Here is a 24,191-nt window from a genome sequence, read left to right on the forward strand (position 1 = left end):
GCGTAACTACGCTGACCCCATGGTCAATCTGACGCGCATCTACACCAGGACCGGCGACCAGGGCAGCACCGCCCTCGGGGACATGAGCCGGGTCTCCAAGACGGATCTGCGGATCTCGGCGTACGCGGACGCCAACGAGGCGAACGCGGTGCTCGGTACGGCGATCGCGCTGGGCGGGCTGGACGAGGACGTCGTCACCGTCCTCACCCGGGTGCAGAACGACCTGTTCGACGTGGGGGCCGATCTGTCGACCCCCGTGGCCGAGAACCCCGCGTACCCGCCCCTGCGCGTCGAGCAGTTCTACATCGACCGGCTGGAGGCGGACTGCGACCGCTTCAACGACGAACTGGAGAAGCTCCGCTCCTTCATCCTGCCCGGCGGCACGCCCGGTGCGGCGCTGCTGCACCAGGCGTGCACGGTGGTGCGGCGGGCCGAACGCTCCACATGGGCCGCCCTGGAGGCGCACGGCGACCTCATGAACCCGCTGACCGCCACCTACCTCAACCGCCTCTCCGACCTGCTCTTCATCCTGGCGCGCACCGCGAACAAGGCGACCGGCGACGTCCTGTGGGTACCCGGCGGGGAGCGCTGACCCACCCCGACGCGGGACAGGGCGGGCCCGGCGGCTGACCGCCGGGCCCCGCGACCGACCGACGGGTCCGCCGCCACACCCGCGCGGAAGCCGGCCGGGGACCGTCCGGGATCGGCCACGATCGGCCGGGGGCAGCGGGGACGGGCCGGGCACGCCCCGGAAACGGCGGAGCTCACGGTGAAGGCCCACGTCAGCCGGACACCGCCGATTCCCGCGCGCACGGCAGAGCCCAAGCGGCCGACCTGGCAGGGGAGTTGGGACTTCCGAGCAGCACTGCGTTCACTGGTCCAGACCTATTGACCTATGGTCCAGACCTTTCTATTCTCACCGCACTGCGCTCAGTCATGCCCACGACACCCCCGAGGAGAGGCATCATGCGCTTCCGGCACAGAGCCCGACAGAAAACCGTGGCAGGTCTCACCACCCTGCTCCTCCCCCTCGCCGCCCTCGTCGGCCTCGCGAGCCCCGCCCATGCGGCCACCTCCGCCACCGCCACCTACACCAAGACCCAGGACTGGGGTACGGGCTTCGGCGGCCAGTGGACCGTCAAGAACACCGGCACCACCGCCATCAGCTCCTGGACGATCCAGTGGGACTTCCCCTCCGGCACGTCGGTCACCTCCGCCTGGGACGCGGACGTCACCAACTCCGGCACCCACTGGACCGCCAAGAACAAGTCCTACAACGGCACGCTCGCCGCAGGCGCCTCCGTCTCCTTCGGCTTCAACGGCGCAGGCTCCGGCTCCCCCTCCAACTGCACGCTGAACGGCGGCAGTTGTGACGGCGGAACCACCGTCCCCGGCGACAACCCGCCCTCCACGCCCGGCACTCCGACCACCTCCTCCCTCACCGACACGTCGGTGAAGCTCTCCTGGAGCGCGGCCACCGACGACAAGGGCGTCAAGAACTACGACGTCCTGCGCGGCGGCGCCAAGGTCGCCACCGTCACCGGTACGACCTACACGGACACCGGCCTGACCGCCGGCACGGACTACTCGTACACCGTCCAGGCCCGTGACACGGCCGACCAGACCGGTCCGGTCAGCGGCGCGGTCTCGGTGCACACCACCGGCGGCACCACCACCCCGCCGCCCACCGGCAAGGCCGTCAAGCTCGGCTACTTCACCGAGTGGGGCATCTACGGCCGCAACTACAACGTCAAGAACCTGGTGACGTCGGGCTCGGCCGCCAAGATCACGCACATCAACTACGCCTTCGGCAACGTCACCAACGGCCAGTGCGCGATCGGCGACTCCTACGCCGACTACGACAAGGCATTCACCGCCGACCAGTCGGTCAGCGGCGTCGCCGACACCTGGGACCAGCCGCTGCGCGGCAACTTCAACCAGCTGCGCGAGCTGAAGGCCAAGTACCCGAACATCAAGATCCTCTGGTCCTTCGGCGGCTGGACCTGGTCCGGCGGCTTCGCGCAGGCCGCCGCCAACCCGGCCGCCTTCGCGCAGTCCTGCTACAACCTCGTGGAGGACCCGCGCTGGGCCGACGTCTTCGACGGCATCGACATCGACTGGGAGTACCCGAACGCCTGCGGTCTGTCCTGTGACACCAGCGGCGCCGCGGCGTACAAGAACCTGATGCAGGCCCTGCGCGCCAAGTTCGGCACGGGCAACCTGGTCACCGCGGCCACCACGGCCGACGGCACCTCCGGCGGCAAGATCGACGCCGCCGACTACGCGGGCGCCTCGAGTTACGTCGACTGGTACAACGTGATGTCGTACGACTTCTTCGGCGCGTTCAACGCACAGGGCCCGACCGCCCCGCACTCCCCGCTCACCTCGTACAGCGGCATTCCCACGCCCGGCTTCACCACGGCCGACGCGATCGCCAAGTTCAAGGCGAAGGGCGTGCCCGCGAGCAAGCTGCTCGTCGGTATCGGCTTCTACGGCCGCGGCTGGACCGGTGTCACCCAGTCCGCGCCGGGCGGCACGGCGACCGGTCCCGCGGCCGGAACGTACGAGCAGGGCATCGAGGACTACAAGGTCCTCAAGACGTCCTGCCCCTCCACCGGCACCGTCGCCGGCACGGCGTACGCCTTCTGCGGCAACAACTGGTGGTCGTACGACACCCCGGCCACGATCGGGACGAAGATGTCGTGGGCCAAGAGCCAGGGCCTCGGCGGCGCGTTCTTCTGGGAGTTCAGCGGTGACACCAGCAACGGTGAACTGGTGAGCGCCCTCAGCGGCGGACTGTCCTAGCCCCTCGGCCAGGACTCGGACCACGAAGAAGCTCCCCCGGACCCGTCCGGGGGAGCTCACCCTCCAGCGAGTGCGCGCGGCCTTTCAGGCCACGTTCACTCGCTGACCGGGTGGGGCCGCTTCCAGCCACGCGAGGAAACCGGTCAGCGCGTCCTCGCTCATCGCCAGCTCCAGCCGCGTACCCCGGTGGACACAGGCCAGGATGATCGCGTCGGAGAGCAGCGCGAGCTCCTCCTCGCCGTCCGGGGCACGCCGGCCGGCCACCTCGATCGCCGAACGCTCCAGCACCCGGCGCGGTCGGGGGGAGTACGAGAAGACCCGGTACCACTCGATGCGGTCACCGTTGTAGCGGGCGACACCGTAGCCCCAGCCCTTGCCGCTGGTGTCGCTCTTCTCGGGTACGTCCCAGCGCAGGCTGCAGTCGAACGTGCCGCCGGAACGCTGGATGAGCCGGCGGCGGAGGCCGAAGACGAACAGCCCCACCACCACGAGAGCCACTACCAATCCGCACACAGTCAGAGCGAGGACCATCGACACCGACCTCCTCGTCTCCTAGGTAACGGAAAAGAAAAAACCTCCGCATTCGCCTCAGCCGCGGCTGGGGCCGGAATCATCCGGTCCCAGCCGCGGCTGAGGCAAAGCATCACACGACACTCCCCCAGTACCCTACGGGTCCGGGAGGTACCCCCAGGTCAGCGCGCCGACACCGCCCGGAGTCGGACATCTGCCCGGCGCTCGGCGGAGGCATCGCCCTCCGCCTTGGCGCGCTCGAGCTCCCGCTCCACGCGCTGGACGTCGATCTCGTCCGACAGCTCGGCGATCTCGGCCAGCAGCGACAGCTTGTTGTCCGCGAACGAGATGAAACCGCCGTGCACCGCGGCGACGACCGTTCCACCCTCACTCGTACGGATGGTCACCGGGCCCGACTCCAGCACACCGAGAAGCGGCTGGTGACCGGGCATGACGCCGATGTCGCCGGACGTGGTACGCGCGACGACCAGGGTGGCCTCGCCGGACCAGACACTGCGGTCCGCGGCGACGAGCTCGACATGCAGCTCAGCAGCCAAGGTGGGCTCCTCGGGTCACCACCCGGCCGTTGCCGCCGGGTGTTGGGTCAAAGTCTAATGGGCGTACGGAGAGGGACGGGACGCACCCCGCGAGGTGCGGCCCCGCCCCCCTCACTCACGAACACGAGGTTCAGGAGACGCCGAGCTCCTTGGCGTTGGCCTTGAGGTCCTCGATGCCACCGCACAGGAAGAACGCCTGCTCCGGGAAGTGGTCGTACTCGCCGTCGATGATCGCGTTGAAGGCCACGATCGACTCGTCCAGCGGGACGTCCGACCCGTCGACGCCGGTGAACTGCTTGGCGACGTGGGTGTTCTGGGACAGGAAGCGCTCCACGCGACGGGCACGGTGGACGGTGAGCTTGTCCTCCTCGCCCAGCTCGTCGATACCGAGGATCGCGATGATGTCCTGAAGGTCCTTGTACTTCTGAAGAACCGACTTGACGCGCATCGCGGTCGCGTAGTGGTCCGCCGCGATGTAGCGGGGGTCCAGGATGCGGGACGTGGAGTCCAGCGGGTCCACGGCCGGGTAGATGCCCTTCTCGGAGATCGGACGGGAGAGAACCGTCGTCGCGTCGAGGTGGGCGAACGTGGTGGCCGGGGCCGGGTCGGTCAGGTCGTCCGCGGGGACGTAGATCGCCTGCATCGAGGTGATCGAGTGACCACGGGTCGAGGTGATGCGCTCCTGGAGGAGACCCATCTCGTCGGCCAGGTTCGGCTGGTAGCCCACCGCGGAGGGCATACGGCCGAGCAGGGTCGAGACCTCGGAACCGGCCTGCGTGAAGCGGAAGATGTTGTCGATGAAGAACAGCACGTCCTGCTTCTGCACATCGCGGAAGTACTCCGCCATGGTCAGACCCGCGAGGGCCACGCGCAGACGGGTGCCCGGGGGCTCGTCCATCTGGCCGAAGACAAGGGCGGTCTTGTCGATGACGCCCGAGTCCGACATCTCCTCGATGAGGTCGTTGCCCTCACGGGTGCGCTCGCCGACACCGGCGAACACGGAGACACCGTCGTGGTTGTTGGCGACGCGGTAGATCATCTCCTGGATGAGCACCGTCTTGCCGACACCGGCTCCACCGAACAGACCGATCTTTCCACCCTTGACGTACGGGGTGAGAAGGTCGATGACCTTGACGCCGGTCTCGAACATCTCGGTCTTCGACTCGAGCTCGTCGAAGCGCGGGGCCTTGCGGTGGATGGACCAGCGCTCGCCCGTGTACTTCTCGTCGCTGTTCAGCACCTCACCGAGGGTGTTGAACACCTTGCCCTTGGTGAAGTCGCCGACCGGGACCGTGATGCCGGTACCGCTGTCGGTGACCGCGGCCTGGCGGACCAGACCGTCGGTGGGCTGCATGGAGATCGTGCGGACCAGGCCGTCACCCAGGTGCTGGGCGACCTCCAGGGTCAGCGTCTTCTTCTCGCCGGCGTTGGCCGGGTCGGCCACCTCGACGTGAAGGGCGTTGTAGATGTCCGGCATCGCGTCGACGGGGAACTCCACGTCGACGACCGGGCCGATGACCCGGGCGACGCGGCCCGTGGCAACGGCCGTCTCAGAAGTCGTCGTCATTACTTGTCACTCCCCGCGGTCGCGTCGGCAAGGGCTGCGGAGCCACCGACGATCTCGCTGATTTCCTGGGTGATTTCGGCCTGGCGGGCCGCATTGGCAAGGCGGGAGAGCGTGGTGATCAAGTCTCCCGCGTTGTCGGTCGCCGACTTCATCGCGCGGCGCGTGGCGGCGTGCTTGGAGGCAGCCGACTGGAGCAGCGCGTTGTAGATACGGCTCTCGACGTAGCGCGGCAGCAGGGCGTCGAGGACGTCCTCCGCCGATGGCTCGAACTCGTACAGCGGAAGGATCTCGCCCGTGCTGGACGTCTCCTCCGCAACCTCTTCGAGGCGGAGCGGCAGCAGTCGGCCGTCGATGGCCGACTGCGTCATCATCGAGACGAACTCGGTGTAGACGATGTGGAGTTCATCCACGCCGCCGTCCGCCGTCTCCTTCTCGATGGCCTCGATGAGCGGACCCGCGACCTTCTTCGCGTCCGCGTAGGTGGGCTCGTCGGTGAAGCCCGACCACGACTCCACGACCGTGCGCTCGCGGAAGTGGTAGTGGGCCAGACCGCGGCGGCCGACGATGTACGTGTCGACCTCCTTGCCCTCGGCCGCGAGACGGGCGGTCAGCAGCTCCGCCGCCTTGATGGCGTTGGAGTTGAAGGCGCCGGCCAGCCCGCGGTCGCTCGTGAGGAGCAGCACCGCGGAACGGGTCGCCGTCTCCGCCTCGGTGGTCAGCGGGTGCTTGGTGTTCGAACCGGTACCGACCGCCGTGACCGCGCGGGTGAGCTCGGTCGCGTACGGCGCGGAGGCCGCCACCTTGCGCTGCGCCTTGACGACACGCGAGGCGGCGATCATCTCCATCGCCTTGGTGATCTTCTTGGTCGCGGTGACGGATCGGATGCGACGCTTGTAGACCCGGAGCTGGGCTCCCATGAGTCAGGTCCCTTCCTTACGTCACTTGGCGGCGGCCGGAGCGTCCTCGCCGAGAAGCTTCCCGTCCGAGGTCTCGAACTGCTTCTTGAAGTCCGCGATGGCGTCCGCGACGGCGGTGAGGGTGTCGTCCGACATCTTGCCGCCCTCCTTGATGGAGGTCATGAGGCCCTGCTCCTTGCGGTGCAGGAACTCCAGGAGCTCCTTCTCGAAGCGGCGGACGTCGGAGACCGGTACGTCGTCCATCTTGCCGGTGGTACCGGCCCAGACGGAGACGACCTGGTCCTCGGTCGGCATCGGCTGGTACTGCGGCTGCTTGAGCAGCTCGACCAGACGCTGACCGCGCTCCAGCTGCGACTTCGACGCGGCGTCCAGGTCGGAACCGAAGGCGGCGAACGCCTCCAGCTCACGGTACTGGGCGAGGTCGAGACGGAGCCGGCCGGAGACCTGCTTCATCGCCTTGTGCTGGGCGGAGCCACCGACGCGGGAGACCGAGATACCGACGTTCAGGGCCGGACGCTGGCCGGCGTTGAACAGGTCGGACTCCAGGAAGCACTGGCCGTCGGTGATGGAGATGACGTTGGTCGGGATGAACGCCGACACGTCGTTCGCCTTGGTCTCGACGATCGGCAGACCCGTCATCGAACCGGCGCCCATCTCGTCGGAGAGCTTCGCGCAGCGCTCCAGCAGACGGGAGTGCAGGTAGAAGACGTCACCGGGGTAGGCCTCACGCCCCGGCGGACGGCGCAGCAGCAGGGACACGGCGCGGTAGGCGTCGGCCTGCTTCGAGAGGTCGTCGAAGATGATGAGGACGTGCTTGCCGTCGTACATCCAGTGCTGGCCGATGGCCGAACCGGTGTACGGCGCCAGGTACTTGAAGCCGGCCGGGTCGGACGCCGGGGCGGCGACGATGGTCGTGTACTCGAGCGCGCCGGCCTCTTCCAGGGCACCTCGCACGGAGGCGATGGTGGAGCCCTTCTGACCGATGGCGACGTAGATGCAGCGGACCTGCTTCTTCGGGTCGCCCGAGCGCCAGTTGTCGCGCTGGTTGATGATCGTGTCGACGGCCAGCGCGGTCTTGCCGGTCTGACGGTCACCGATGATCAGCTGACGCTGGCCACGGCCGACCGGGGTCATCGCGTCGACGGCCTTGTAGCCGGTCTCCATCGGCTCGTGCACCGACTTGCGGACCATGACGCCCGGGGCCTGCAGCTCGAGGGCGCGGCGGCCGGACGTCTCGATCTCGCCGAGGCCGTCGATCGGGTTGCCGAGCGGGTCGACGACGCGGCCGAGGTAGCCCTCGCCCACGGCGACGGACAGCACCTCACCGGTGCGGTGCACCGGCTGGCCCTCCTCGATACCGCTGAACTCGCCGAGGACGACCGCACCGATCTCGCGCTCTTCCAGGTTCAGCGCGAGACCGAGGGTCCCGTCCTCGAACTTCAGCAGCTCGTTCGCCATCGCCGAGGGAAGACCCTCGATCTTGGCAATACCGTCGCCGGCGACGGTGACCGTACCGACCTCCTCGCGCGAGGCCGCGTCCGGCTGGTACGACTGGACAAAGTTCTCCAGCGCGTCCCGGATCTCCTCCGGCCGGATCGTGAGCTCCGCCATCTGGGTTCCCTGCTCTCCTTGTTGGGCCCGAAGTGTTCTTGGGGGTCTGGGGTCAGTCCCCAGGAATCCTCTGCACGGCCCAACCAGGGCCGTAAGTACAACGTGTTGCGTGTATGGAGTTGCTGCTAGCCGGCCATGCGGCGGCCGGCGTCGTCGAGCCGGTCCGCGATGGCGCCGTTGATGATCTCGTCACCGACCTGCACCCGGATCCCGCCGAGGACCTCGGGGTCCACGTCGAGGTTGAGGTGCATCGAGCGCCCGTAGAGCTTCGCCAGGGCGGCGCCGAGGCGCTGCTTCTGGCCGTCGCTCAGCGGGACCGCCGAGGTGACGACGGCGACCATGCGGTCCCGGCGCTCGGCGGCGAGCTTGGACAGGGACTCGAGTCCCGACTCCAGGCTACGTCCACGCGGCGCGGTCACAAGGCGCGTCACCAGACGCTCGGTGGTCGCGTCGGCACGGCCGCCGAGCAGGCTGCGCAGCAGCTCGCTCTTGGCCGCCTTCGAGGCGGCGCGGTCGGTCAGCGCGGCACGCAGCTCCGTGTTCGAGGCGACGATCCGGCCGAACCGGAACAGCTCGTCCTCGACGTCGTCGAGCGTGTTCGCCCGCTGGGCAGCCGTGAGGTCGGCGATGTTCGCCAGCTCCTCCAGCGTGTCCACCAGGTTGCGCGACTGCGACCAGCGCGAACGCACCAGGCCGGCCACCAGGTCCGCGGCCGGGCCGCCGACCTGGCCGCCCAGCAGGCGCTGGGCCAGCTCGGCCTTGGCCTCACCGGGCTGCGCCGGGTCGGTCAGGACCCGACGCAGTGACACCTCGCGGTCGAGCAGTGCGGTGACGGCGGCCAGCTCGTCGCCGAGCCGTGCCGCGTCCACGGACGTCGAGTCCGTCAGCGCGTCGAGACGCTCACGGGCTGCAGCGAATGCCTCGCGGCTCGCTCCGTGCGCTGTCATCGAGTCGCCTCGGCCTTCTCCTCGAGCTCGTCGAGGAAGCGGTCGATGACGCGGCTCTGCCGGGCGTGGTCCTCGAGGGACTCACCGACGAGCTTGCCGGCCAGGTCGGTGGCGAGCTTGCCCACGTCCTGGCGCAGTGCCTGGGAAGCGGCCTTGCGGTCGGCCTCGATCTGCGAGTGGCCGGCGGCGATGATCTCCTCACGCTGCCGCTGGCCTTCCGCGCGCATCTCGGCGATGAGCGTGGCGCCCTGCTCCTGCGCCTCCTGGCGCAGCCGCGCGGCCTCGTGCCGGGCTTCGGCGAGCTGGGCCTTGTACTGCTCCAGCACGCTCTGGGCCTCGGTCTGAGCGGCCTCGGCCTTCTCGATACCGCCCTCGATGGCCTCGCGGCGCTCGTCCAGAACCTTGTTGATGTTCGGAAGGAGCTTCTTGGCGAGGAAGCCGAAGACGATGACGAAGGCGATCAGGCCGATGACAAGCTCAGGGATCGGCGGGACGAGCGGGTTCTCCTGCTCGGCCGCCAGAATGAGCAGCTGGCTCATATCAGTGCCTTTCGTCTAGTGGGCTGACGTGAATCCGACGTCACACGCCGTAGACGAACGGCATGACCAGACCGATGAGGGCGAGCGCCTCACAGAAGGCGAAGCCGAGGATCTGGTTGGCGCGGATCAGACCGGCGGCCTCAGGCTGGCGGGCGAGCGCCTGGGTGCCGTTACCGAAGATGATGCCGACGCCGACGCCGGGGCCGATGGCCGCGAGGCCGTAACCGATCGAGCCGAGCGAGCCGGAGACAGCGGCAAGGGTCTGGGACATGCCAGTTCTTCCTTTTCTTTACGGACCGGTGGGGGTTGGCCACCGGACGACTGCGGGGTCGAGAGGGGAGGCGCTCAGTGGTGCTCGGCCAGCGCGCCCTGGATGAAGGAGCAGGTCAGCAGCACGAACACGTACGCCTGCAGGGCCTGGATGAACAGCTCGAAGGCCGTCATGACGAGGACCATGATGAACGAGACGCTGGCGTAGGCGATCCCGATGCCGTTGAGCAGGTACCAGCTGGCGATCGTGAACAGCAGCAGCAGGGTGTGGCCGGCGAACATGTTCGCGAAGAGTCGCACCGCGTGCGTGAAGGGCCTGACGATCAGGTTCGAGAAGAACTCGATGAGCATGGCCAGCGGCAGCACGGGGCCGAGCGACTTGTCGTATCCCGTGAAGTTCTTGAGGGCGCCGACGAAGCCATGCCGCTTGAAGGTCAGCGAGACCCACAGGACATAGACGATCAGGGCGAGCACCAAGGGGTACGAGATGATCGACGTGACCGGGAACTGGGCGAGCGGCACGATCGACCAGAGGTTCATCATCCAGACGAAGAAGAAGAGCGAGACGACGAGCGGTACGTACTTCTCGCCTTCCTTCTTGCCGATGGTCTCGTAGACGATGCCGCGCCGGACGAAGTCGTAGCCCGTCTCGGCGACCATCTGGAGCTTGCCCGGGACGACCTTCGGCTTACGGAAGGCGGCCCAGAAGAAGCCGACGATGATGATCGAGCCGAGCAGCGCCAGCAGCATCGTCTTGTTGAAGTACAAGTTGCTGTCCCCGTCGCCCAAGAGGGGCTTGAACAGGAACGAGTGCAGGCCGGGAGCCGGGAATCCACAGCCGTCGAAGATGTGGCAGTCGGTCTCGAAGGCGAGCACCTGCGTCGGGTCAGCACTCACCGCGGGCTCCTTCAGCGTGGCGCATAGGTACGGCAACCTCGTTGTGTCGGCGCGGCGCACAGCCGCGGTTCGGCACTGGACTGGTGTTACGGATGGGAGGGCGGCTGTGGGGCATCAAGCCTCGCGATTGAGCAGGCGTCAGCTCAGATGCCCGCGCCCGCGATGCCGCAGTTGGCACCGGACGATAGCAGGATCTCCTACAGGCACTTATCCCGGCCCTACCCCTCACGACGAGTGCCCCGTTTTTTCGGGCTTGTCGCCCTTCGCGGAGTCGGGCTCGACATACAGGATCTTGGCGTTCATATGGGCACGCGCCTGTGCGCCGATCCACGCGAGCGTGGTGGCGACCAGGGTGATCGCGAAGGCCTTGGGGTTGAACAGCGTCGTGTTCTTGAACGCGGCGACGAAGATGAACAGCAGAAGAATCTGTGCCGTGTAGAGCAGGAGGCCCATCGCCTGGAACAGGTGCGGAAGCGATTTGGCGGTGCGCTGCAGAACGTAGAGCCCGATGCCCATGAACAGGATCACGACCAGCGTCGCGACGACCGCCCCGAGTGCTCCCTTGCCACCGGCGACCACACCGCTGACCACGGCGGCGATCGCGCCGACGGCAGCTGTGGGCACGGCGGCCTGAAGGAGAATCCGGGCGTCATTGGACGGCATGGCGGCAGCTCCGCTTGCTCAGGGGGGCAGGGTGTCGTCATGGACGAGCGTAGTCCCGGGTAGAGAGGGATCCTCACGCCAAGGGGCCGTCTCACTGCGGTCCTTCGGCTCCACCCCGGGTTCTCGTGAACCGTATCACAAACTATTTGATGCGGTCTTTACCTAGATGGTGTGCTCGCTGTCACACATGAGAGTGAACCTGCGCGTCTGTGCAAAATAGCGGGCAACTTGTCTGGTATTGCAGCGGTTTGCCATCGCCGTCTCTTGCACAATTCTTACTTTGCGTCAGCGTGAACTTTCGGCTCCACGGCGGTCCAGCACCCGCGCACGGGTGCCAATTGCCGTCGCCCCGTTGACTCCTGAGACTCCGACGACGACCGGGGCACGCTCCGACCGGTCGGTGTCCTCCCTCGCGCGCGCGGCCTCGGTCCCCTGCGTGGCCGGCTCCGCGGCCCCGTCCTCCGGGAGCGCCGAGGCGGCGGCGCGACGGCGCCGGTAGCGCGGCGGCACCAGGTGCTCGGCCCAGCGCGGGGCACGGGGTGTGAAGCGCGGCAGCAGGAGCAGCACGAGACCGACCGCGCTGAGCGCCGCGATCCCGAGCACGCTCCACATGGCTCCCGAGTTCACCGAGTAGGCCAGGGCGCCGAAGGCGATGAGCGCCGACCAGAAGTACATGATGAGCACGGCCCGGCTGTGCGAGTGGCCGACCTCCAGCAGACGGTGGTGCAGATGCCCGCGGTCGGCGGCGAACGGCGACTGCCCGCGCCAGGTGCGCCGCACGATGGCGAGCACGAGGTCGGCGGCCGGGATGGCGATGATCGTCAGCGGCAGCAGCAGCGGGATGAAGACGGGCACCGTCTGGTGGACGGTGTTGCGCTCGGAGCCGGAGAACAGGTTCATCACGTCGGGGTCGATCTGCCCGGTGATGGAGATCGCGCCGGCCGCCAGCACCAGCCCGATGAGCATCGACCCGGAGTCGCCCATGAAGATCCGGGCGGGATGCATGTTGTGCGGCAGGAAGCCCAGGCACATGCCCATCAGGATCGCCGCGAACAGCGTCGCCGGGGCGGCCGCCTCGATGCCGTACGAGTACCAGATCCGGTAGGCGTACAGGAAGAACGCGGCGGAGGCGATGCACACCATCCCCGCGGCGAGCCCGTCCAGCCCGTCGACGAAGTTCACGGCGTTGATCGTGATGACCACCAGCGCCACCGTCAGCAGGGTGCCCTGCCACTGGGTGAGGGCCACCAGGCCGACACCGGGGATCGGCAGCCACAGGATCGTCAGACCCTGCATGACCATCACACCCGCGGCGATCATCTGACCGCCCAGCTTGATCAGGGCGTCGATCTCGAACTTGTCGTCGAGCACGCCGATCAGCCAGATCAGCGCCGCCCCGGAGAGCAGCGCGCGCGGCTCGTTGGAATTCGAGAAGACCGCGTTGAGGTTCCTCAGGTGGTCGGCGACCAGCAGTCCGGCGCACAGGCCGAAGAACATCGCGATGCCGCCGAGCCGCGGTGTGGGTTCCCGGTGCACGTCCCGTGCCCGGATCTGCGGCATGGCTCCGGCCACGATCGCGAACTTCCGTACCGGCCCGGTCAGCAGATACGTCACCGCGGCTGTGACACAGAGCGTCAGCAGATATTCACGCACGGGCTTCCCCACAGGTCTCGCTGGCCATCTCAGCCCCACACCCTAGCGATGTGCGCATACGGTTGAGGACTTCCGGGTAGCGACGATGGTTGCACGACTGGCTGTGCACACGAGTGCGTGTACCCCTCAGAGGTCCGGATAGGGCGGAAATCTTCCGGTGAGCTCCCGCACTTCTTCACGCGCGGTCCTGCTGTCCTTCGCACCTCGCAGCACGGCCGCGAACACCGCCGCGACCTGCGCCATCTCCACTTCGCCCATGCCCTGCGTGGTCATCGCCGCGGTGCCCAGCCGCAGACCCCGCGTCTCCCCGTGAGGCAGCGCACAGGTGTCGAGGACCATTCCGGCGGCGGCGAGCCGCCCGCGTGCGGTGCGCCCGTCGAGGCCGAACGGCGCCGGGTCGGCGATCAGCATGTGGGTGTCAGTACCGCCCGTGGTCAGGGCGAGTCCCTCCGCGGCCAGCCGCTCGCCCAGTGCCCGCGCGTTGACGACCACCTGATGGGCGTACGCCGTGAACGCGGGCGTCGCGGCCTCGCCGAACGCGACGGCCTTGGCGGCGATCGTGTGCATCTGCGCACCGCCCTGGGTGAACGGGAACACGGCGCGGTCGACGCGCTCGGCCAGTTCCGCGCCGCACAGGATCATGCCGCCCCGCGGCCCGCGCAGCACCTTGTGGGTCGTCGCGCAGACCACGTCGGCGTACGGCACCGGACTGGGCGCCGCTCCCCCGGCGACCAGCCCGATGGGATGGGCGGCGTCGGCGATGAGATGGGCGCCGACCTCGTCGGCGATCTCCCGGAAGAGCGCGTAGTCGATGTGCCGGGGATAGGAGATGGAACCGCAGACGATGGCCTTGGGGCGGTGGGCCCGCGCCAGCGTCCGCACCTGCGCGTAGTCGATCCGCCCGGACTCCGGCTCCACCCCGTAGCCGACGAAGTCGAACCAGCGGCCGGAGAAGTTCGCGGGCGACCCGTGCGTGAGGTGACCGCCGAAGGGCAGCCCCATGGCGAGCACGGTGTCGCCGGGTCGCAGCAGCGCGGCGTACGCGGCCAGCACGGCCGAGGACCCGGAGTGGGACTGCACATTCGCGTGATCGGCGCCGAACAGGGCCCCGGCGCGCTCCACGGCCACCCGTTCGGCGACGTCGACGATCTCGCAGCCGCCGTGGTGGCGGGCGCCGGGGTATCCCTCGGCGTACTTGTTGGCGAGCGGCGAGCCGAGTGCGGCCAGCACGGCCGGCGAGGTGAAGTTCTCGGCCGCGATCAGCTGCAACGACGTCGACTGCCGCACCAGCTCCCCGAGCAGGATCTCGGCGAGTTCCGGGTCCTGGCGGCGCAGGACATCCGCTTCCAGCGTGTGTGTGACCGGCATGGTGTTCTCCGGACCTCGGCAGGGGGGTGCGCCACGTCCTGGGCGGCGAGATGCGCTACGTCCAATGTAGAACCGCGATCCCGTGACCGCCCGGTCTCGCCCCCGCCGCACCTCGGCCGGCGCCGCGCGGGCCGGCCGGCCGCGTCCCACGCCCCTGCCGGGCGCCCGGGTCAGGCGCTCGCCCGCACGCCCGTCAGCGCCGTCACGACCGGGTCGAGCGCCTCGTTGATCTCGTCCCCGATGGACCGGAAGAAGGGCAGCGGCGCGCCGTACGGGTCGTACACCTCGTCCGCCTCCGCCGTCGGGGCCAGCAGCCACCCGCGCAGCGCCGCGGCGGCCCGCACCAGGGCACGGGCGCGTTCGACCACGCCGTCCTCCAGCGGGGGCAGCGTCGCGGTGTCTATGGCCCTCACGAGACGGGTGAACTCCTTCAGCGTGAAGGTGCGCAGACCCGCCGAGTGGCCCATGGAGATGACCTGGGCGCGGTGGTCGCGGGTGGCCGTCAGGACCAGGTCGGCCCGGATGACGTGGTCGTCGAGGAGTTCACGGCCGACGAAGCCCGTGGCGTCCGCGCCGAAGTCCGCGAGGACCGTCTCCGCGTTCGCCTCCATGGGCGCGCCCTCGTGGCCCCAGGTGCCCGCGCTCTCCACGATCAGGCCGCCCCACAGGGGGTCGCCGAGCCGGTCCGCGAGGGCATGCCGGGTCAGCCGCTCGGTGATCGGCGAGCGGCACACGTTGCCGGTGCTGACGTGGAGGATGCGGAAGGACCCCCCGGGAGAACCGTTGGACCCCGCGCTCCCCGTGCCTATGCCACGCATGGGGGTGCCCCCTGGTCGAGGGGGGCCTGGTGCCTGGGGGAGTCAGGGGCTGTCAATTCGCCACCTCGAGGTCGGGCACGACCTTCCGCAGCTCCTCCGCCGACAGCGCCCCGGCGCGCAGCAGCACGGGCACCTTGCCGGTCACGTCCACGATCGAGGAGGGCACGTTGCCGGGGGTCGGACCGCCGTCCAGGTAGACGGAGACGGAGTCCCCGAGCATGTTCTGCGCGGCGTCGCAGTCCTCCGGCGCCGGGTGGCCGGTGAGGTTCGCGGAGGAGACGGCCATCGGGCCGACCTCCGTGAGCAGTTCGATGGCGACCGGGTGCAGCGGCATGCGCACGGCCACGGTGCCCCGGGTGTCCCCGAGGTCCCACTGGAGGGACGGCTGGTGCCTGGCGACGAGCGTCAGGGCGCCCGGCCAGAACGCGTCGACGAGCTCCCAGGCCATCTCGGAGAAGTCCGTGACGAGTCCGTGCAGGGTGTTCGGGGAGCCGATGAGGACAGGGGTGGGCATGTTGCGGCCGCGGCCCTTGGCGTCGAGCAGATCGGCGACGGCCTCCGAGGTGAACGCGTCGGCACCGATGCCGTAGACCGTGTCCGTCGGGAGGACCACCAGCTCGCCACGGCGGACGGCGGACGCGGCCTCACGCAGACCGGTCGTGCGGTCGGTCGCGTCGTTGGTGTCGTATCGCCGTGCCATTTAGCGGGCCTCCTCGTACACGTACTGCTGGCTGGGGAAGGGGATGCGCGTCATCACGGCATCGCCTTGCGGGCGGTCGCGAACCGCGGCCGGTTGTTGAGGTCCGGGTGGTCGGCCGCGTCGGCCCAGCCCCGCTCCTCGGTGAAGATCCACGGCACCTGTCCGCCCTGGGTGTCGGCGTGCTCGACGACGACGACCCCGCCGGGGCGCAGCAGCCGGTGGGCGGTGCGCTCGATGCCGCGGATGAGGTCGAGTCCGTCCTCGCCGGAGAACAGGGCGAGTTCGGGATCGTGGTCCCGGGCCTCCGGCGCCACGTACTCCCACTCGGTGAGGGGGATGTACGGCGGGTTGGAGATCACCAGGTCCACCTGCCCGTCGAGGTCCCGGAAGGCCTCCAGGGCGTCTCCCTGGCGCAGGTCGACCCTGGACCCCTCGACGTTCTTGCGCGTCCACCGCAGGGCGTCCTCGGACAGCTCCACGGCGTGTACGCGGGAGCGCGGGACCTCCTGGGCGAGGGCGAGCGCGATGGCGCCGGAGCCGGTGCAGAGGTCGACGATCAGCGGTTCGACGACGTCCATCGCGCGGACGGCGTCTATCGCCCAGCCGACCACGGACTCGGTCTCCGGGCGGGGCACGAAGACGCCGGGGCCGACCTGGAGCTCCAGATAGCGGAAGTAGGCGTGCCCGGTGATGTGCTGGAGCGGCTCGCGGGCCTCGCGGCGCGCGATCACCTCCCAGTAGCGGGCGTCGAAGTCCGCGTCCTTGACGGTGTGCAGCTCGCCCCGCTTCACGCCGTGCACGAAGGCGGCGAGCTCCTCCGCGTCGTTGCGCGGTGAGGGCACGCCGGCGTCGGCCAGCCGCTGGGTGGCCTGGGCCACTTCCGCGAGCAGCACGCCGCGGGGGTTCGGGGGTCGCCCCCCAAGATGTTGCTGCACGCTGGTCCTCCGGGGCTGAGCTGTTGTCGTGAGCTTCTTACGCGGCGGCGAGTTTGGCCGCCGAGTCCGCGTCGACGCAGGCCTGGATCATCGCGTCGAGGTCGCCGTCGAGGACCTGGTCCAAGTTGTACGCCTTGAATCCGACGCGGTGGTCCGAGATGCGGTTCTCCGGGAAGTTGTACGTACGGATCTTCTCGGAGCGGTCGACGGTACGGACCTGACTGCGGCGGACGTCCGCGGCCTCCCGTTCCGCTTCCTCCTGCGCCGCCGCGAGGAGCCTGGAGCGCAGGATACGCATCGCCTGCTCCTTGTTCTGCAGCTGGCTCTTCTCGTTCTGGCAGGAGGCGACGACTCCGGTGGGAATGTGCGTGATGCGCACCGCGGAGTCGGTCGTGTTCACGGACTGGCCGCCGGGTCCGGAGGAGCGGTAGACGTCGATGCGCAGATCGTTCGCGTGGATCTCGACGTCGACCTCCTCGGCCTCCGGTGTGACCAGCACACCGGCCGCGGAGGTGTGGATGCGGCCCTGCGACTCGGTGGACGGCACGCGCTGCACGCGGTGCACGCCTCCCTCGTACTTCAGGCGCGCCCAGACGCCCTGCCCCGGCTCGGTGGCGCCCTGGCCGCCCTTGGTCTTCACCGCGACCTGGACGTCCTTGTAGCCGCCGAGCTCGGACTCGGTGGAGTCGATGATCTCGGTCTTCCAGCCGATGCGCTCGGCGTAGCGCAGGTACATGCGCAGCAGGTCACCGGCGAAGAGCGCGGACTCGTCGCCGCCGGCGCCGGCCTTGATCTCCAGGATGACGTCCTTGTCGTCGCTGGGGTCGCGCGGGACCAGCAGCAGCCGGAGCTTCTCGGTGAGCTCCTCGCGCTGCTTCTCCAGCTCCTTGACCTCGGCGGCGAAGTCGGGGTCGTCGGCCGCGAACTCCTTCGCGGTCCCGATGTCGTCCCCGGTCTGCTTCCAGGAGCGGTACGTCGCGACGATCGGGGTCAGCTCGGCGTAGCGCTTGTTCAGCTTGCGCGCGTTGGCCTGATCGGCGTGGACCGACGGGTCAGCGAGCTTCTTCTCCAGATCGGCGTGCTCACCGATGAGTTCCTCGACCGCCTCGAACATCTCCGGCTCCAATGGACTGTCCCCCGCTCCGTGACGGGCTCGGGGACGTAGGTACGGCGTGGGGGTCCCCCGGTCCGAACGAGGTCGGGAACCCGGGGAAAGGGGCTGCACCGCAAAGCGCCGGTCCCGGCGCCCCCGTGCCGGGGACGCCGGAGACCGGCGCTGTGGGCTCGCTACTTCTTGGCAGCTGCAGCCTTGCCGAAGCGGGCCTCGAAGCGGGCCACGCGGCCACCGGTGTCGAGGATCTTCTGCTTGCCCGTGTAGAACGGGTGGCACTCGGAGCAGACCTCGGCACGGATGGTGCCGGACTCGATCGTGCTGCGGGTGGTGAACGACGCGCCACAGGTGCAGCTGACCTGGGTCTCGACGTACTCGGGGTGGATCTCGCGCTTCAAGGTGTCTCCTAGTTTCGGGAGGGCGCCGGGTCGCCGCCGCGGGATGCGGGTGCGTGAACCGGAGCCGACGTACCAGTCTGCCAGGACTGGGCGCATCCCCCAAAACCGGGGGGATGGATTATCTATTCCCGGGCATGTGTACGGGCCGCTCAGGGCGTGTGCACGGCCCCGAACAGGGCCTGCGCACGGAGCCGGTCCGGGCCTGCGCACGGAGCCGCTCCGGGCTGCGCACGGGGCTCAGGACGCGTTCACGACGCCCTTCGCCGAGCCCGTGGCGGTGCCCTGGGTGGCCCCCTTCGGAATCGCCCGGTCGCCCTTGATGGCGTTCCAGACCAGTTCGGCCTTGGCGTCGTCGACCAGGACGCGGTTGGCGTCCGCTCTGTCGTACTGGACCGGCATCGTCACCATGTTCATGTGCGACGAGCCGATGCCCTTGAGGCCGTCGGCGAAGGACGCGAGGTCCTTGACGGAACCGATGTCGGAGTCGGTGGTGACGGTCTTGGTCGCGGTGTCGGCGAGCCGGTAGAGCTTCGTGGGGCTGGTGAGGACGCCGAGGTGCTTGACCTGGTCGACCAGGGCCTTGATGAACGCCTGCTGGAGCTGGATGCGGCCGAGGTCGGAGCCGTCACCGACGCCGTGCCGGGTGCGGACCAGACCGAGTGCCTGCCGGCCGTCGAGCTTGTGCGGGCCCGCCGTCAGGTTCAGGTGGCTGTCGGGGTCCTTGATGGCCTTGGTCGTGGTGACCGAGACACCGCCGAGGTCGTCGATGAGCTTCTGGAAGCCGCTGAAGTCGACCTCGACGTAGTGGTCCATGCGGATGCCGGACAGGGACTCGACGGTCTTCACGGCGCAGGTGGCGCCCCCGGTGGAGTACGCGGAGTTGAACATCACGCCGGTCGCGGCGTCGTGCGTGACGCCCTTGGCGTCGGTGCAGGAGGGGCGCCTGACGAGGGTGTCGCGGGGTATGGAGACCACACTGGCCTTCTTGTGGCCCTTGTACACGTGCACGACCATCGCCGTGTCCGAGCGGGCGCTGCCGTCGTCGACGCCGCCGCCGAGCTTCTCGTTGCCGCCGGCCCGCGTGTCGGACCCCAGCACCAGGATGTTCTCGGAGCCGTTGTCGGCCTTCGTGGGCCGGTCCGCGCCGAGGGCCTGGTTGATGTCGACGGTCTTGAGGTTGTCGTTGAGCTTGAAGTACAGGATCCCGACGCCGGTGCCGCCCAGCACGACGATGCCGGCCGCTGTCCAGGCCGTGACGAGGAGGGCCTTGCGGCGCGCCCCCCGCGGCCTGCGGCGGCTGCCCTTCGCCCGGTGGCGGCGGCTCGTGCCGGACTCGCCCGGTGTCCCGGGTCCCGGCGTGCTCTCGGCAGGCATGTGCTCCCTCAGTCCTCTTGCTGTCGATTACCCCTGTCTGTCAGGGCCAGGCCCGTCCGCGGTCGTGACACGTACTTCTCCATGGTCACTCCGTACCGTCAGACGGGGAAACTCGGCAAAGGGTTGCACAGCGCGGTGTGCCCGCCACCTGCCGCGACGCCCGCCCGGGACGCTCGGCGCGGGTCGGCGGCACCGCGCTCACCTGCTCTTTCGGCCGAGGACACGGCATCGCTCGAAACCGGCACCGACCATGATCCTTGTGGCGAAGGTCTCGTCACGGGCCTTCTCGGTGCACCGGGTACGAAGCGCGTGCGTCACCGGGCCGCCGGTGCTCGCTCCCGGACACCCGCGCTCCCCGTTCCGTACGCGCCTCCGCCCACGGGCTCCCGCGCCCGGCGAGGGCGTCCACGCCGACGAGGACACCCGCGCCACCCGCTCAAGTCCCCACCGCGACAGGCACGTTGGCCGTGCGCGTGCGGCCGGACGCACGTGGTCGTACCCACCCGTCCGTACGCGCCTGACCGGACCCGCCGGCCCGGACGCCGGTGCCGCCAGGCCCGGACGCCGGTGCCGGACGCGCAGCACCGGACGACGGTGCCGGACCGCACAGGCCCGGACATCGGCGCCGCCAGGACCGGACGCCGGTGCCGGGCAGCACGAAGGGCCGCCCCCGGGATCGGGGGCGGCCCTCAGTCGTGCGCGAACCGGTCGTGCGGAGCTCAGTCGTTGCCGTTGCCCGGCGACGGCGTCGTCTTCTGGATCTGCAGAAGGAACTCCGCGTTCGACTTCGTCTGCTTCATCTTGTCGAGCAGCAGCTCGATCGCCTGCTGCTGGTCGAGCGCGTGCAGCACGCGGCGCAGCTTCCAGGTGATCGCGAGCTCGTCGCTGCCGAGCAGGATCTCTTCCTTACGGGTACCGGACGCGTCGACGTCCACCGCCGGGAAGATGCGCTTGTCGGCGAGCTTCCGGTCGAGCTTGAGCTCGGCGTTGCCGGTGCCCTTGAACTCCTCGAAGATGACCTCGTCCATGCGCGAGCCGGTGTCGACGAGCGCGGTGGCCAGGATCGTCAGCGAACCGCCGTCCTCGATGTTGCGCGCGGCACCGAAGAAGCGCTTCGGCGGGTACAGCGCGGTCGAGTCGACACCACCGGACAGGATGCGGCCGGAGGCGGGGGCCGCCAGGTTGTACGCACGGCCCAGACGCGTGATCGAGTCGAGCAGCACGACGACGTCGTGGCCCAGCTCCACCAGGCGCTTGGCGCGCTCGATGGCGAGCTCGGCGACCGTGGTGTGGTCCTCGGCCGGGCGGTCGAAGGTCGAGGAGATGACCTCGCCCTTGACCGACCGCTGCATGTCGGTGACCTCTTCCGGACGCTCGTCGACCAGGACGACCATCAGGTGGCACTCGGGGTTGTTGTGCGTGATCGCGTTGGCGATCGCCTGCATGATCATGGTCTTGCCGGTCTTCGGCGGAGCCACGATCAGACCGCGCTGGCCCTTGCCGATCGGCGCGACGAGGTCGATGATCCGGGTCGTCAGCACGCCCGGGTCGGTCTCCAGGCGGAGCCGGTCCTGCGGGTAGAGCGGCGTCAGCTTGTTGAACTCCGGTCGGCCGCGCCCGGAGTCGGGGGCCATGCCGTTGGTCGAGTCCAGGCGGACCAGCGCGTTGAACTTCTCGCGGCGCTCGCCGTCCTTGGGCTGGCGAACCGCGCCGGTGACGTGGTCACCCTTGCGCAGACCGTTCTTGCGGACCTGGGCCAGCGAGACGTACACGTCGTTCGGACCCGGCAGGTAGCCCGAGGTGCGGATGAACGCGTAGTTGTCGAGGATGTCCAGGATGCCCGCGACCGGGATCAGGACGTCGTCGTCGGCGAGCTGCGGCTCGTTGGTCGCGAACTCGTCGCGGCCACGACGGCCACGGCGGTCGCGGTAACGTCCGCGGCGGCCGCGGCGGCCACCGTCGAAGTCGTCGTCGTCCTGCGGGCCGTTGTCACGCTGCTGGCGGTCCTGACGGTCCTGACGGCCGCCGCCCTGCTGCTGGCGGTCCTGACGGTCCTGCCGGTCCTGGCGCTCCGGACGCTGCTGCTGCTGTCCGCCGCCGGCCTGGCCCTGCTGCGGCTCGTCGCCCTTGCCGCCGCGGCGGTCGCGCTCACGTCCGCCGCGCTCGCGGTCACCGCGCTCGCCGCGGTCCCGGCGGTCACGGCGCCCCTGGCGGCCGTCGGCGCCGTCACCGGCGTCGCCCTTGGCCTCGCCGGCCGTGTCGGCCTTCGGCTCGCTCTTCGCCTCGACGGCGACCGTCTCGGGGCTGCCCGCCTCGGCGACGGCGCGACGCCGGCGACGCTCCGCGACGGGGGCGTCGTCACGCTCGGCCTCGCTCGCGCGGGAGGGGCCTCCGGCGGGCTGGCCGGGGATCTCGATCTGCTGCTGGGCCACGGCCTTCTCGGCGGCCTTCTCGGCCTTCTGGTCGGCAGCGGCGGCCTCGTCGCCGGTACGGGCCTTGGAGGTGGCCCGGCGCTTCGGCTTGGCCTCGGCGGCGGTGTCGGCGGCCTGCGCCGGGGCACCGCCCGCCTGCGCCTCCTTGATGACCTCGATCAGCTGGCTCTTGCGCATCCGCGCGGTGCCCCTGATGCCGAGGCCGGACGCGACCTGCTGAAGCTCGGCCAGCACCATGCCGTCGAGGCCGGTACCGCGGCGCCGCCGGGAGCCGGCACCGGAGGCAGGCGCGGCAGAGGCGTCCGTGGCGGGCGCGGCAGCGGTCTCCTCGACACGCGCGCCCATCAGATCGGTGGTGTCGCTCACGAAGGGTCCTTCCCTGGAGCGGACGTCGGCCTGTCTGGCTCGGCGACCGGTTGTGCTGTCCGGCTTTGGTCCCTGTGGTGTGGACCGCGCCGGGGCGGTGGTCCGCCTCAGCGGCGGAAGACATATCTGGTGATGACGATTCCGGAGCCGTGGCACTGAATTGCGGTGTCATCGGCACGGTCACGCCGGTTCCGGAGCGTGCTCAGCACTGCTCAGGGCATAGCACCCAATGCATGGCACAAAGCAGTTTGGGAGGCTCCCGGAAGAAAGGTTGTCCCGGACGGGGACACGATGCACCTCGCCATGGTGGGGTCGGGTGCAGACTTGAGGTTAACACTACCGGATCCAACAAACATTCCCCCTCTCGAAATCCGGCGACCGCGCGCTTTTAATGGACACCCGTCGGCGCGAGCGGCAGCACACTCGCCCCCGTGGCGTCGAGGTCCAGTCGATTGGCGGCCCAGCCCTGACCTGCGAGGTCAGCGATTTTGTCGGCCGATTCCGCGTCGGCGAGCGCGAGCACCGTGGGGCCCGCGCCGGAGATCACCGCGGGAATGCCGTCGGCCCGCAGCCGTTCCACCAGTGCGGCGCTCTCCGGCATCGCCGGGGCGCGGTACTCCTGGTGCAGACGGTCCTCGGTGGCGGGCAGCAGCAGCTCGGGGCGCCTGGTGAGGGCCTCGACGAGCAGTGCGGCGCGGCCCGCGTTCGTGGCGGCGTCGACGTGCGGGACCGTGCGGGGCAGCAGACCGCGCGCGGTCTCGGTGAGCACCGGCTTTCCCGGTACGAAAACCACCGGAACGATGGAATCGGCGGGTTCCATGCGGATCGCGCGCGCGGCTCCGGCCTCCATCCAGGAGAGCGTGAAACCACCGAGCAGGCAGGCCGCGACATTGTCGGGATGCCCTTCGATCTCGGTGGCGAGTTCCAGCAGCGCGGAGTCGTCGAGCCTGCTGTCGCCGCCTATGGTCACGGCGCGCGCGGCGACGATTCCGGCGCAGATGGCGGCCGAGGAGGAACCGAGACCCCGCCCGTGCGGAATGCGGTTGGCGCACACGATCTCGAGGCCGCGCGGCTGTCCGCCGAGCAGGTCGAAAGCGGTGCGCAGGGAGCGTACGAGGAGATGGTTCTCGTCGCGCGGCAGCGTTTCGCTGCCCTCACCCGCGATGTCGATGTGCAGCCCGGTGTCGGCCACCCGGACGACCACGTCGTCGTACAGCCCCAGTGACAGGCCGAAGGCGTCGAAGCCCGGCCCGAGGTTGGCGCTGGTGGCGGGGACGCGCACCCGGACGGCGGCGGCGCGGAACGCTGGACCGGCCATCGCTCGATGACTCTCCTTGAGCTGCGTGATGTGCGAGATTCTCGATGAACTGCGAGGAACTGCGGTGAACTGCTGCGGTGACTTCTGCGAGGAACTGCGATGGGTTGCGAGGCCTACGGAAGACCCGGAGGCCGCAATGACGGCGCGGCACCGCGGCATATGCGGCGGGCGGGTTCGGTACAGCCTATCGAAGGAAGGTTCTGTGGCGACATAGGGCGCACAGGAGGCGCACGATGCGTGTCGTAAGCCCCCCGTGCACCCCCGGTCGGATCGCCTCAGGGACGCTCGCCGCGATGGACGTCTTTCGCCGCTTTTCGGCGCTTTCCGCCGCCACGAAGAACCAGCGGAACCGCGCGGCGCCTCTGCAGGCGCCCCGCGCGCCCCCGGGGACTCCTGTCGGGGACTCCCCCCGGGCACTCCCGCCAGGGACTCCCG

General features: G+C 69.4%; 22 protein-coding genes. 2 read left to right on the plus strand and 20 right to left on the minus strand.

What is annotated here, in order from left to right; translation table 11 throughout:
- Nucleotides 1-19 precede the first annotated feature (19 nt).
- Both GFH48_RS13840 and GFH48_RS13845 read left to right on the plus strand, forming a co-directional pair.
- Nucleotides 20-592 (plus strand): cob(I)yrinic acid a,c-diamide adenosyltransferase, encoded by a 573-nt coding sequence (locus GFH48_RS13840; RefSeq protein WP_153288571.1) that lies wholly within the window; start codon nucleotides 20-22, stop codon nucleotides 590-592.
- A gap of 374 nt (nucleotides 593-966) precedes the next feature.
- On the plus strand, nucleotides 967-2,805 hold the full coding sequence (locus GFH48_RS13845; RefSeq protein ID WP_153288572.1) for a glycosyl hydrolase family 18 protein: 1,839 nt from the start codon (nucleotides 967-969) through the stop codon (nucleotides 2,803-2,805).
- Nucleotides 2,806-2,889: 84 nt separating this feature from the next.
- Here the strand turns inward: GFH48_RS13845 and GFH48_RS13850 are convergent, their stop codons facing one another.
- The 20 genes from GFH48_RS13850 to thrB form a co-directional block, all read right to left on the minus strand.
- Complete coding sequence (locus tag GFH48_RS13850) at nucleotides 2,890-3,336, minus strand: DUF2550 domain-containing protein (protein WP_153288573.1); 447 nt, start codon at nucleotides 3,334-3,336, stop codon at nucleotides 2,890-2,892.
- Nucleotides 3,337-3,497: 161 nt separating this feature from the next.
- Nucleotides 3,498-3,872 (minus strand): F0F1 ATP synthase subunit epsilon, encoded by a 375-nt coding sequence (locus GFH48_RS13855; protein ID WP_148010486.1) that lies wholly within the window; start codon nucleotides 3,870-3,872, stop codon nucleotides 3,498-3,500.
- 130 nt (nucleotides 3,873-4,002) lie between these two features.
- Nucleotides 4,003-5,439 (minus strand): F0F1 ATP synthase subunit beta, encoded by a 1,437-nt coding sequence (gene atpD, locus GFH48_RS13860; RefSeq protein ID WP_153288574.1) that lies wholly within the window; start codon nucleotides 5,437-5,439, stop codon nucleotides 4,003-4,005.
- The gene (locus tag GFH48_RS13865; RefSeq protein ID WP_153288575.1) at nucleotides 5,439-6,356 is read right to left on the minus strand and encodes a F0F1 ATP synthase subunit gamma; all 918 of its coding nucleotides are present in this window, start codon (nucleotides 6,354-6,356) and stop codon (nucleotides 5,439-5,441) included. The genes atpD and GFH48_RS13865 overlap by 1 nt, the downstream gene beginning before the upstream one ends.
- A gap of 21 nt (nucleotides 6,357-6,377) precedes the next feature.
- Entirely contained in the window at nucleotides 6,378-7,967 is a 1,590-nt protein-coding gene (gene atpA, locus GFH48_RS13870; RefSeq protein ID WP_153288576.1) for a F0F1 ATP synthase subunit alpha, read from the minus strand.
- A 125-nt stretch (nucleotides 7,968-8,092) separates the two neighbouring features.
- The gene (locus GFH48_RS13875; RefSeq protein ID WP_153288577.1) at nucleotides 8,093-8,914 is read right to left on the minus strand and encodes a F0F1 ATP synthase subunit delta; all 822 of its coding nucleotides are present in this window, start codon (nucleotides 8,912-8,914) and stop codon (nucleotides 8,093-8,095) included.
- Complete coding sequence (locus tag GFH48_RS13880; protein WP_153288578.1) at nucleotides 8,911-9,453, minus strand: F0F1 ATP synthase subunit B; 543 nt, start codon at nucleotides 9,451-9,453, stop codon at nucleotides 8,911-8,913. The genes GFH48_RS13875 and GFH48_RS13880 overlap by 4 nt, the downstream gene beginning before the upstream one ends.
- 40 nt (nucleotides 9,454-9,493) lie before the next feature.
- Nucleotides 9,494-9,724 carry an ATP synthase F0 subunit C gene (gene atpE / locus GFH48_RS13885; protein WP_031039373.1) on the minus strand — a complete coding sequence of 77 codons (231 nt, stop codon included), beginning with the start codon at nucleotides 9,722-9,724 and terminating at the stop codon, nucleotides 9,494-9,496.
- Between the two features lie 74 nt (nucleotides 9,725-9,798).
- Nucleotides 9,799-10,620: a F0F1 ATP synthase subunit A gene (gene atpB, locus GFH48_RS13890; protein WP_153288579.1), complete on the minus strand. Its 822-nt coding sequence runs from the start codon at nucleotides 10,618-10,620 to the stop codon at nucleotides 9,799-9,801.
- Between the two features lie 225 nt (nucleotides 10,621-10,845).
- Nucleotides 10,846-11,283, minus strand: coding sequence for a hypothetical protein (locus GFH48_RS13895; protein WP_153288580.1), 438 nt, complete (start codon nucleotides 11,281-11,283; stop codon nucleotides 10,846-10,848).
- 285 nt (nucleotides 11,284-11,568) lie between these two features.
- Nucleotides 11,569-12,936: an MraY family glycosyltransferase gene (locus GFH48_RS13900; protein ID WP_153288581.1), complete on the minus strand. Its 1,368-nt coding sequence runs from the start codon at nucleotides 12,934-12,936 to the stop codon at nucleotides 11,569-11,571.
- Nucleotides 12,937-13,062: 126 nt separating this feature from the next.
- Entirely contained in the window at nucleotides 13,063-14,304 is a 1,242-nt protein-coding gene (locus GFH48_RS13905) for a serine hydroxymethyltransferase (RefSeq protein ID WP_153288582.1), read from the minus strand.
- Nucleotides 14,305-14,474: 170 nt separating this feature from the next.
- On the minus strand, nucleotides 14,475-15,122 hold the full coding sequence (locus GFH48_RS13910) for an arsenate reductase/protein-tyrosine-phosphatase family protein (protein WP_153288583.1): 648 nt from the start codon (nucleotides 15,120-15,122) through the stop codon (nucleotides 14,475-14,477).
- 52 nt (nucleotides 15,123-15,174) lie between these two features.
- Nucleotides 15,175-15,822, minus strand: a complete 648-nt coding sequence (locus GFH48_RS13915; RefSeq protein ID WP_153288584.1) for an L-threonylcarbamoyladenylate synthase — start codon at nucleotides 15,820-15,822, stop codon at nucleotides 15,175-15,177.
- A 53-nt stretch (nucleotides 15,823-15,875) separates the two neighbouring features.
- A complete protein-coding gene (gene prmC, locus GFH48_RS13920) occupies nucleotides 15,876-16,715 on the minus strand; it encodes a peptide chain release factor N(5)-glutamine methyltransferase (protein WP_148010474.1) in 840 nt (279 codons plus the stop codon).
- Between the two features lie 79 nt (nucleotides 16,716-16,794).
- Complete coding sequence (gene prfA, locus GFH48_RS13925) at nucleotides 16,795-17,871, minus strand: peptide chain release factor 1 (RefSeq protein WP_153288585.1); 1,077 nt, start codon at nucleotides 17,869-17,871, stop codon at nucleotides 16,795-16,797.
- A 173-nt stretch (nucleotides 17,872-18,044) separates the two neighbouring features.
- Nucleotides 18,045-18,266, minus strand: a complete 222-nt coding sequence (rpmE, locus tag GFH48_RS13930) for a 50S ribosomal protein L31 (protein ID WP_148010473.1) — start codon at nucleotides 18,264-18,266, stop codon at nucleotides 18,045-18,047.
- Between the two features lie 237 nt (nucleotides 18,267-18,503).
- Nucleotides 18,504-19,640: an LCP family protein gene (locus GFH48_RS13935; RefSeq protein ID WP_153288586.1), complete on the minus strand. Its 1,137-nt coding sequence runs from the start codon at nucleotides 19,638-19,640 to the stop codon at nucleotides 18,504-18,506.
- Between the two features lie 719 nt (nucleotides 19,641-20,359).
- Nucleotides 20,360-22,438: a transcription termination factor Rho gene (rho, locus tag GFH48_RS13940; RefSeq protein WP_153288587.1), complete on the minus strand. Its 2,079-nt coding sequence runs from the start codon at nucleotides 22,436-22,438 to the stop codon at nucleotides 20,360-20,362.
- Nucleotides 22,439-22,826: 388 nt separating this feature from the next.
- Nucleotides 22,827-23,756 carry a homoserine kinase gene (thrB, locus tag GFH48_RS13945; RefSeq protein ID WP_153288588.1) on the minus strand — a complete coding sequence of 310 codons (930 nt, stop codon included), beginning with the start codon at nucleotides 23,754-23,756 and terminating at the stop codon, nucleotides 22,827-22,829.
- Between the last annotated feature and the right edge of the window lie 435 nt (nucleotides 23,757-24,191).

Source organism: Streptomyces fagopyri, from assembly GCF_009498275.1.
Lineage (GTDB): Bacteria > Actinomycetota > Actinomycetes > Streptomycetales > Streptomycetaceae > Streptomyces > Streptomyces fagopyri.

What these genes read in the sequence shown, in the direction of transcription:
- GFH48_RS13840 (WP_153288571.1), top strand. Translation starts at nt 20, where the DNA reads ATGGTCAATCTGACGCGCATCTACACCAGGACCGGCGACCAGGGCAGC.
- GFH48_RS13845 (WP_153288572.1), top strand. Translation starts at nt 967, where the DNA reads ATGCGCTTCCGGCACAGAGCCCGACAGAAAACCGTGGCAGGTCTCACC.
- GFH48_RS13850 (WP_153288573.1), bottom strand. Translation starts at nt 3,336, where the DNA reads ATGGTCCTCGCTCTGACTGTGTGCGGATTGGTAGTGGCTCTCGTGGTG.
- atpD (WP_153288574.1), bottom strand. Translation starts at nt 5,439, where the DNA reads ATGACGACGACTTCTGAGACGGCCGTTGCCACGGGCCGCGTCGCCCGG.
- GFH48_RS13865 (WP_153288575.1), bottom strand. Translation starts at nt 6,356, where the DNA reads ATGGGAGCCCAGCTCCGGGTCTACAAGCGTCGCATCCGATCCGTCACC.
- atpA (WP_153288576.1), bottom strand. Translation starts at nt 7,967, where the DNA reads ATGGCGGAGCTCACGATCCGGCCGGAGGAGATCCGGGACGCGCTGGAG.
- GFH48_RS13875 (WP_153288577.1), bottom strand. Translation starts at nt 8,914, where the DNA reads ATGACAGCGCACGGAGCGAGCCGCGAGGCATTCGCTGCAGCCCGTGAG.
- GFH48_RS13880 (WP_153288578.1), bottom strand. Translation starts at nt 9,453, where the DNA reads ATGAGCCAGCTGCTCATTCTGGCGGCCGAGCAGGAGAACCCGCTCGTC.
- atpE (WP_031039373.1), bottom strand. Translation starts at nt 9,724, where the DNA reads ATGTCCCAGACCCTTGCCGCTGTCTCCGGCTCGCTCGGCTCGATCGGT.
- GFH48_RS13895 (WP_153288580.1), bottom strand. Translation starts at nt 11,283, where the DNA reads ATGCCGTCCAATGACGCCCGGATTCTCCTTCAGGCCGCCGTGCCCACA.
- GFH48_RS13905 (WP_153288582.1), bottom strand. Translation starts at nt 14,304, where the DNA reads ATGCCGGTCACACACACGCTGGAAGCGGATGTCCTGCGCCGCCAGGAC.
- GFH48_RS13910 (WP_153288583.1), bottom strand. Translation starts at nt 15,122, where the DNA reads ATGCGTGGCATAGGCACGGGGAGCGCGGGGTCCAACGGTTCTCCCGGG.
- GFH48_RS13915 (WP_153288584.1), bottom strand. Translation starts at nt 15,822, where the DNA reads ATGGCACGGCGATACGACACCAACGACGCGACCGACCGCACGACCGGT.
- prfA (WP_153288585.1), bottom strand. Translation starts at nt 17,871, where the DNA reads ATGTTCGAGGCGGTCGAGGAACTCATCGGTGAGCACGCCGATCTGGAG.
- GFH48_RS13935 (WP_153288586.1), bottom strand. Translation starts at nt 19,640, where the DNA reads ATGCCTGCCGAGAGCACGCCGGGACCCGGGACACCGGGCGAGTCCGGC.
- thrB (WP_153288588.1), bottom strand. Translation starts at nt 23,756, where the DNA reads ATGGCCGGTCCAGCGTTCCGCGCCGCCGCCGTCCGGGTGCGCGTCCCC.